6 protein-coding genes are annotated in these 6,019 nt (G+C 64.4%); 1 reads left to right on the plus strand and 5 read right to left on the minus strand.

Going from position 1 to position 6,019, the window contains the following annotated elements; translation table 11 throughout:
- From FN369_RS08255 to FN369_RS08275, 5 genes are all read right to left on the minus strand, one after another.
- On the minus strand, positions 1-491 hold a 491-nt coding region (locus FN369_RS08255), incomplete at its 3' end, for a class I SAM-dependent methyltransferase (RefSeq protein WP_178087758.1).
- Between the two features lie 4 nt (positions 492-495).
- Positions 496-1,332: an ATP-binding cassette domain-containing protein gene (locus tag FN369_RS08260; RefSeq protein WP_142525691.1), complete on the minus strand. Its 837-nt coding sequence runs from the start codon at positions 1,330-1,332 to the stop codon at positions 496-498.
- Complete coding sequence (locus FN369_RS08265; protein ID WP_142525692.1) at positions 1,298-2,164, minus strand: ABC transporter ATP-binding protein; 867 nt, start codon at positions 2,162-2,164, stop codon at positions 1,298-1,300. The genes FN369_RS08260 and FN369_RS08265 overlap by 35 nt, the downstream gene beginning before the upstream one ends.
- A 13-nt stretch (positions 2,165-2,177) precedes the next feature.
- A complete protein-coding gene (locus FN369_RS08270; RefSeq protein WP_142525693.1) occupies positions 2,178-3,248 on the minus strand; it encodes an ABC transporter permease in 1,071 nt (356 codons plus the stop codon).
- Complete coding sequence (locus FN369_RS08275; protein WP_142525694.1) at positions 3,245-4,216, minus strand: ABC transporter permease; 972 nt, start codon at positions 4,214-4,216, stop codon at positions 3,245-3,247. The genes FN369_RS08270 and FN369_RS08275 overlap by 4 nt, the downstream gene beginning before the upstream one ends.
- A 158-nt stretch (positions 4,217-4,374) precedes the next feature.
- Here FN369_RS08275 and FN369_RS08280 point away from each other — a divergent pair, with 158 nt between their 5' ends.
- Positions 4,375-5,712 carry a hypothetical protein gene (locus tag FN369_RS08280; protein WP_142525695.1) on the plus strand — a complete coding sequence of 446 codons (1,338 nt, stop codon included), beginning with the start codon at positions 4,375-4,377 and terminating at the stop codon, positions 5,710-5,712.
- Positions 5,713-6,019 lie beyond the last annotated feature (307 nt).

A 6,019-nucleotide genomic window follows, 5' to 3' on the forward strand; every position in this document is an offset into this window, starting at 1 on the left:
GCCGAGGCGGCGGCCACGCCGAAGGAGCAGGTGTAGGCGAAGAGATTGAGGAGGCGCGTCGGCTTGGCTGCCCGAAGAAAGGCTCGATTCTCCCGCTGGTCGAGAAAGAATCCGATCGATTCCCCGACGTCGAAACGGAGACGGAAGGAGAGCCCGTTTTCCATCCCCGTCGTCGCCATGGGCAGCGCGGGGCTGCCCGAGAGGAGCGCGAGCTTCGAGCTTTTTCGCCGTTCCCACCGCTTGCGCAAAAAGAGCCGGTCGATCGGCAAGGAGATTCTCCGGAGCCGATCGCCAAGCGCCTCCAAGAACGGAGGCAACGTCTTGGGGGATTCCCAGCAGATCAGAAGATCCCGCCCCAGCCGCTCGATCCAGCCCTCCGCGCAGGAATAGATCCGATGGATGGTCGTCTGGTTCGCCGCAAACGCCGCGAGTTCCGCCGGTCCGATCCAGCCGGACTCCATGTCCGAGGCGGGAGAGAACGGGGAGCTCATGCCGCTAGAGCGAAGGGATGGAGGCGAGCAGCTTGCGCGTATACTCGTTCTTGGGGTTGCGGTAGAGCTCTTCGGCCGGCGCCGCCTCGACGATCTTCCCCTCGTGGAGAACCAGCACTTCGTCGCTCAAATGTTCCACGACAGCCAGGTCGTGCGAGATAAAGAGGTAGGCCAAGCCGAGGTCCTGCTGGAGGTCTTGGAGGAGATTCACGATTTGCGCCTGGACGGAGACGTCGAGGGCGCTGACCGGCTCGTCGCAGACAAGGAGCTCCGGCTCGACCGCGAGGGCTCGGGCGATGCCGATGCGCTGCCTCTGTCCGCCCGAGAACTCGTGTGGATAGCGGTCGAGGGAATCGGCGGGCAATCCGACGCGAGCCAGCAGCTGGGCCGCGCGATCGCGCCGTTCCGCAGCACGCAAGGCGGGGAAGTGGATCTCCAAAGGTTCGCCGACGATGCGGGCGATCGTGAGCCGGGGATTCAAGGAGTTGTGCGGATCCTGAAAGATCATCTGGACCCGCTTTCGGTAGGGACGGAGGCGCGCTCCGGAGAGCAGATCGATCCGCTCCTGCCGGTAGCGGATGGCTCCGGAATGCGGCGGCACCAAGCGAACGACGGCCTTTCCGATCGTCGTCTTCCCGCTTCCGCTCTCCCCGACGAGCCCGACCGTCTGCCCGGCCCGGATGCGGAAGGAGACCCCTTGGACGGGCTCGACGAAGCGGCGGGAGCGGCGAAAGAAGCCGCCGGGGAGGGGATAGCGCACGACCAGCTCCTCGACCTCGAGGAGCACCGGAGAGCGGTCCGCGGGATCAGGACTGGGAGAGGAGGGCGTCGAGTCTGGCATAGTCGATCGTGGTGAGGCGTTTCTTCGATTCTCCGAGGCGGGGGACGCAAGCGATCAGTGCCTGCGTGTAGGGATGGCGGGGGGAAGCGAGAACGGCATCGGTGGGCCCCTGCTCGACGATTTTGCCCCGGAACATGACGAGGACATGGTCCGCAAATCCTTTGACGAGGCCAAAATTGTGGGTGATGAGCAGGATCGACATGCCGAAACGGCTCCGGATCTCCCGCAGGAGCTGGAGGATCTGCGCTTGGATGGTGACGTCGAGGGCGGTGGTCGGCTCGTCGGCGACGAGCAGACGCGGGCGGCAAACCAGAGCCATGGCGATCATCACGCGCTGCTGCATCCCGCCCGAGAGCTCGTGAGGATAGCTCTTCCAACACCGCTCCGGATCCCGGATGCCGACCTCGGTCAGCGCCGCAATTCCGGCAGCCCGTCGATCCTGGAGATCGGGACGGTGGAGGGCCATCGCCTCGCTCAGTTGGAATCCCACCGAAAAGACCGGGTTGAGCGAGGTGGAGGGCTCTTGAAAGACGTAGGCGATCTTGCCGCCCCGATAGTGGCGCAGCGCTCTTTCGGGAAGGGTCAGGAGGTCGGTCCCCTCGAAGAAGACCTTTCCGGAGCGGATCTGGGCCGGAGGGGAGGGGAGAAGGCGAGCGAGCGAAAGGGCGGTCACGCTCTTTCCGCTGCCGCTTTCGCCCACGACCGCCAGCGTCGAGCCGGCTTGCATCGAGAAGGAAACTCCGTCGACCGCGTGCACGATCCGCTCCTCGCTGACGAAGTCGATCGAGAGGTTGGAGACCTCCAGGAGGGGGATGGCGTCGGGGTCGGGCATGGTCGCAAGCAAATTATCGGTCGCCGGTTCGAAAGTGGGGGTCGATGACGTCCCGGAGGGTATCGCCGAGCAGATTGAAAGCGGCCACGGTGACGAAGACCGCCGCCCCCGGGGTCAGGAGCCACCAGAAATTGCACATGAAGACCTTCATCTCCTGAGCCTGCGCGAGCATCAACCCCCAGGAAGCCGACGGCTCCTGGATGCCGATTCCGAGAAAGCTGAGGGCGGCTTCGCCGAGAATATACCCCGGGATGCTCAGCGCGGCGGCGATCAACAGGTAGCTAGCGAGATTGGGAAGGAGATGCCTCCAGAGGATGCGCCAAGGAGAGAGGCCGGTCACGATGGCGGCGTCCACAAAGGTCTGCGCCCGCAGGGAAAGCGCCAGCCCGCGGACCACCCGCGCCGCGCCCGACCAGCCGAGGAAGCTCAAGATGATCACGATGAGCAGATAGACCTCTCCGGAGCCGAACTGGCTCGCAAAGGCGCCGCGCAAGGCGAGCAGAAGGTAGAGTCCGGGAATGGCCATCAATAGCTCCGTCGTCCGCATCACGACCGAATCGAACCAGCCGCCGAAGTAGCCCGCCAATCCGCCGGCGACCAAGCCCACGCCCAAGCTGATCGAGATCCCGATCAAACCGATGCTGAGCGAGACCTGGGCGCCGTAGAGCAAGCGGGAAAAGACGTCTCGGCCGATGCTGTCGCTGCCCAAAAGATAGACCTTCTGCGGGGGCTCGACGCCGAAAAGATGGCGGCGGCAGGGGAAGAGTCCGAAGAGCCGGTAGGGATGCCCGATCGGAAGCCAGCGGATGACGGCCGTCCTTCCGGGGATCGGCCGGTAGAGCGCTTGGCTGGGATCGGCGTTCTCGTAGAGGCGGACGGCGAGGCCCCGCCGCGTCCATGTCAGACTGGTCGGCGGATGGTAGGTCCTCCGGAGATCCTGATCGCCGGGACCGTACGGAGCCAAGAAAGGGGCAAAAAGAGCGCAGAAGTAGAGAAAGCCGAGGATTGCGAGGGCCAGGGCTCCCCGCGGCCGGGAGACCACTTGATGCCAGACGCCGGAACGCTTCGCGGGAATCGCTTTCATCGAGCCGGAAGGCGCACGCGGGGGTCGATCCACGCCAGCAGGATGTCGGAGAAGAGGTTCCCCAAAACGAGCAGGATGCAGCTCAAGACGACCGAGGCGAGCACCACGAATTGATCCTGACGGATGAACGCTGAATAGATAAGCTGGCCGAGGCCGGGATAGCTCATCACATTTTCGACGAGCAGAGAACCGCTCAGGAGTCCCGCCACGACATACCCGAGGGTGCTCAGCAGCGGGTTGACCGCGTTTCGGAAGACATGCCGCCAGATCACGACATGTTCGGGGAGACCCTTCGCCCGCGCGGCGGTGACATATTCGGCGCGGATGACGTCCAAAAAGTTGGCTCGGAGGATGCGCATCAGGGTCGCGACCCCGCCGAGGCCGAGCACGAGGGTGGGAAGGACCAGATGGTGGGCGATGTCGAGGATCTTGCCGATGGGGGAAAAGAATTCATGCTCGATCGACATCAGGCCTCCCAGCGGGAACCAGCCGGTTCGGGCGGCGAAGTAGACGGCGAGGAGGGCCAGGAAAAACTCGGGAATCGAGAGCGAGGCATAAGCAAAGAGAGTGGTGAGCCGATCCCACCAGGAATTTCGATGGACGGCGGCCAGCACCCCGAGAGGAATCGCGACGGCCCAGGCGAAGGCGAAGCTGGTCAAGTTGAGCAGAAGGGTGGCGGGCACCCGTTGCCAGAGGAGGTCGACTACGGCAACCTTGTAGGTCCAGGAATAGCCGAAGTCCCCATGGAGCACGTTGCGCAGCCAGAGGAGATAGCGGGTATACCAGGGTCGGTCGAGCCCGAAGCTCTTCTCGAGAGCGGCGAGAAACTCGGGGCTGATGTCGCGCTGGGCCTTGATGGGGGTGAGGAAGTTCCCCGGGGTAAGCGACATCAGGAAAAAGACCAGCAGGGTCACGCCGAGGAGTAAAGGAATTAAAAAGAGGAGTCGTCGAAGAACGAAGAGAACCATCGGAAAGAGGCTGGCCGCCTTGCGGGTTTTGCCTCTTGATAAGGGGTTGGAAGTAGGGGAAAGACAATACTTTTTCGCGCGGGAATCCGTCTTCGGGCTTCTCTGCGACGGAAGGGATCGGATCCCCGAGGAGGCGCAGAAGAACCGGCGGGAGAAGGATGATGAAAAAACTTGCGGGAGCAGTTGGGCTTCTCTTCCTGGCCGTTCTGGCTATTGTCGTCGCCGTGGCCTTCGGATATTGGAACGGGGAGGGCTTCCGCTCGTTCCTCTCGCGCAAGGTGGCCCAGGGGATCGGAGTCGAGGGCCGCTTTTCCACTCTCCAGATCCGCGGCTTTGGGATCGGCAGCCGCGAGTTTTCCGGAGTCGGGATCTCGGGCTCGCCGATCGCGGAGCTGCGGGCCGAGCATCTGCAGGCCCAACTCCCGCTTTCCTCCCTGCTCCAGGGTGTCTGGACGATCGATCCGATTCGCATCGGCCGTCTGGAGGTGATTTTCCGCTCCGCAGGGCCGGAGGCGAATTCTCCCCCCGCGCCTTCGGCGGGAAGCGTAGGAGCGGCGGAGGCCGGGGAGGAGAAACAGCCGGAGGGGCTTCGCCGCGTAAGCCTCCGCCGGGGGGAGATCGAAAGCGCCGATCTGCGCTGGCCCCCGTCGATCCTGGGAGGAGGAACGTTGACCGGAATCCGGGTGACGATGGAGGCAAGCGGGTCGGCTTGGAAGGGGAAGGCCGGCGGCGGGAAGCTCACCTGCGCCGCTCTGCCGAGCTTGAGCCTCGAGGAGATTCTCTTTCGCCTCGATCGCGGCGTCGCGTTCCTGGATCGGGGAGTGCTCCATTCGGAGGGGTCGGGAACGATCCGCCTCGTGGGGCGATTCCGCTGGGAGGAGCCGTCCGAAGGCCGGCTTCGCTTTTCGGCCCGCGGGGTGGCGCTGGCACCCTGGCTTCCGGCCGCGTGGCGGGATCGGGTGGCGGGGGATCTCGAAGCCCGGGGCCGGCTGACCGCCTCCGCCGGAGAGCCTTGGAAGGCTGAGGCCGATTTATCCTTGTTGCACGGAAAGCTCCAGGATCTCCCCTGGTTGGTGGGGGTCGCGGTCGGCGGGGGTACCCCGGCGGGTCTCCCCCTCGATCGAGCACAAGCCCGGTTGGTCGCGGGCCCGGGGGATCTCGCTTTCGAGAAGATCGAGATCGAATCGAAGGGGGCAATCCGGATCGAAGGGAATCTCCATGTGCAGGGGGAGAGGCTCAGCGGCGCCTTGGCGGTCGGACTCACCGCCGAAAGAGTGGCGCTCTTGCCGGGGGCGCGGGAAAAGATCTTTTCCGAGGAGCGGAATGGATACCTCTGGACCCCAGTCACGGTGAGCGGTACGGTCCAGGATCCGCAAGAAGACCTCAGTCCCCGGTTGGCGGCGGTGGCGAAGGAGGCGGTGAAGGCCGGAGTGCAACGGGCGATCCGCTCCGCCTTGGATTTCCTGCGCCGCTCGCAGAATCCGCCCAATCCGTGAGATTCCTTTCTCGATTGCCTTGCTCGGCAAGCGCGTCGCTGTTGACAGGCCGAAGCGAGCCGGGAAAATAGCAGGGGAGGAGCGCGGTCACGTTTCCGGACGACGATCTGGGCTTTTTCGTCGATCTTCACGAACTCTACGGCGCTGCGTGGAGCAGTCGAGCCGCCTTCCTTCGCTTGGAAGCTCTTGGGGAGCAGGGAAATCCCTTTGCGCAGTGGAGCTTGGGCGCCCTATTCGACCCGTCGATTCTCCGCGGGCAAGGACCGGCCACCGTGCGGACCGACGGGGGCTGCCAACTGCTGGCGAT

This window comes from Methylacidimicrobium cyclopophantes, assembly GCF_902143385.2.
Classification (GTDB): Bacteria; Verrucomicrobiota; Verrucomicrobiia; order Methylacidiphilales; family Methylacidiphilaceae; genus Methylacidimicrobium; species Methylacidimicrobium cyclopophantes.

What these genes read in the sequence shown, in the direction of transcription:
- FN369_RS08275 (WP_142525694.1), bottom strand. Translation starts at nt 4,216, where the DNA reads ATGGTTCTCTTCGTTCTTCGACGACTCCTCTTTTTAATTCCTTTACTC.
- FN369_RS08260 (WP_142525691.1), bottom strand. Translation starts at nt 1,332, where the DNA reads ATGCCAGACTCGACGCCCTCCTCTCCCAGTCCTGATCCCGCGGACCGC.
- FN369_RS08265 (WP_142525692.1), bottom strand. Translation starts at nt 2,164, where the DNA reads ATGCCCGACCCCGACGCCATCCCCCTCCTGGAGGTCTCCAACCTCTCG.
- FN369_RS08280 (WP_142525695.1), top strand. Translation starts at nt 4,375, where the DNA reads ATGATGAAAAAACTTGCGGGAGCAGTTGGGCTTCTCTTCCTGGCCGTT.
- FN369_RS08270 (WP_142525693.1), bottom strand. Translation starts at nt 3,248, where the DNA reads ATGAAAGCGATTCCCGCGAAGCGTTCCGGCGTCTGGCATCAAGTGGTC.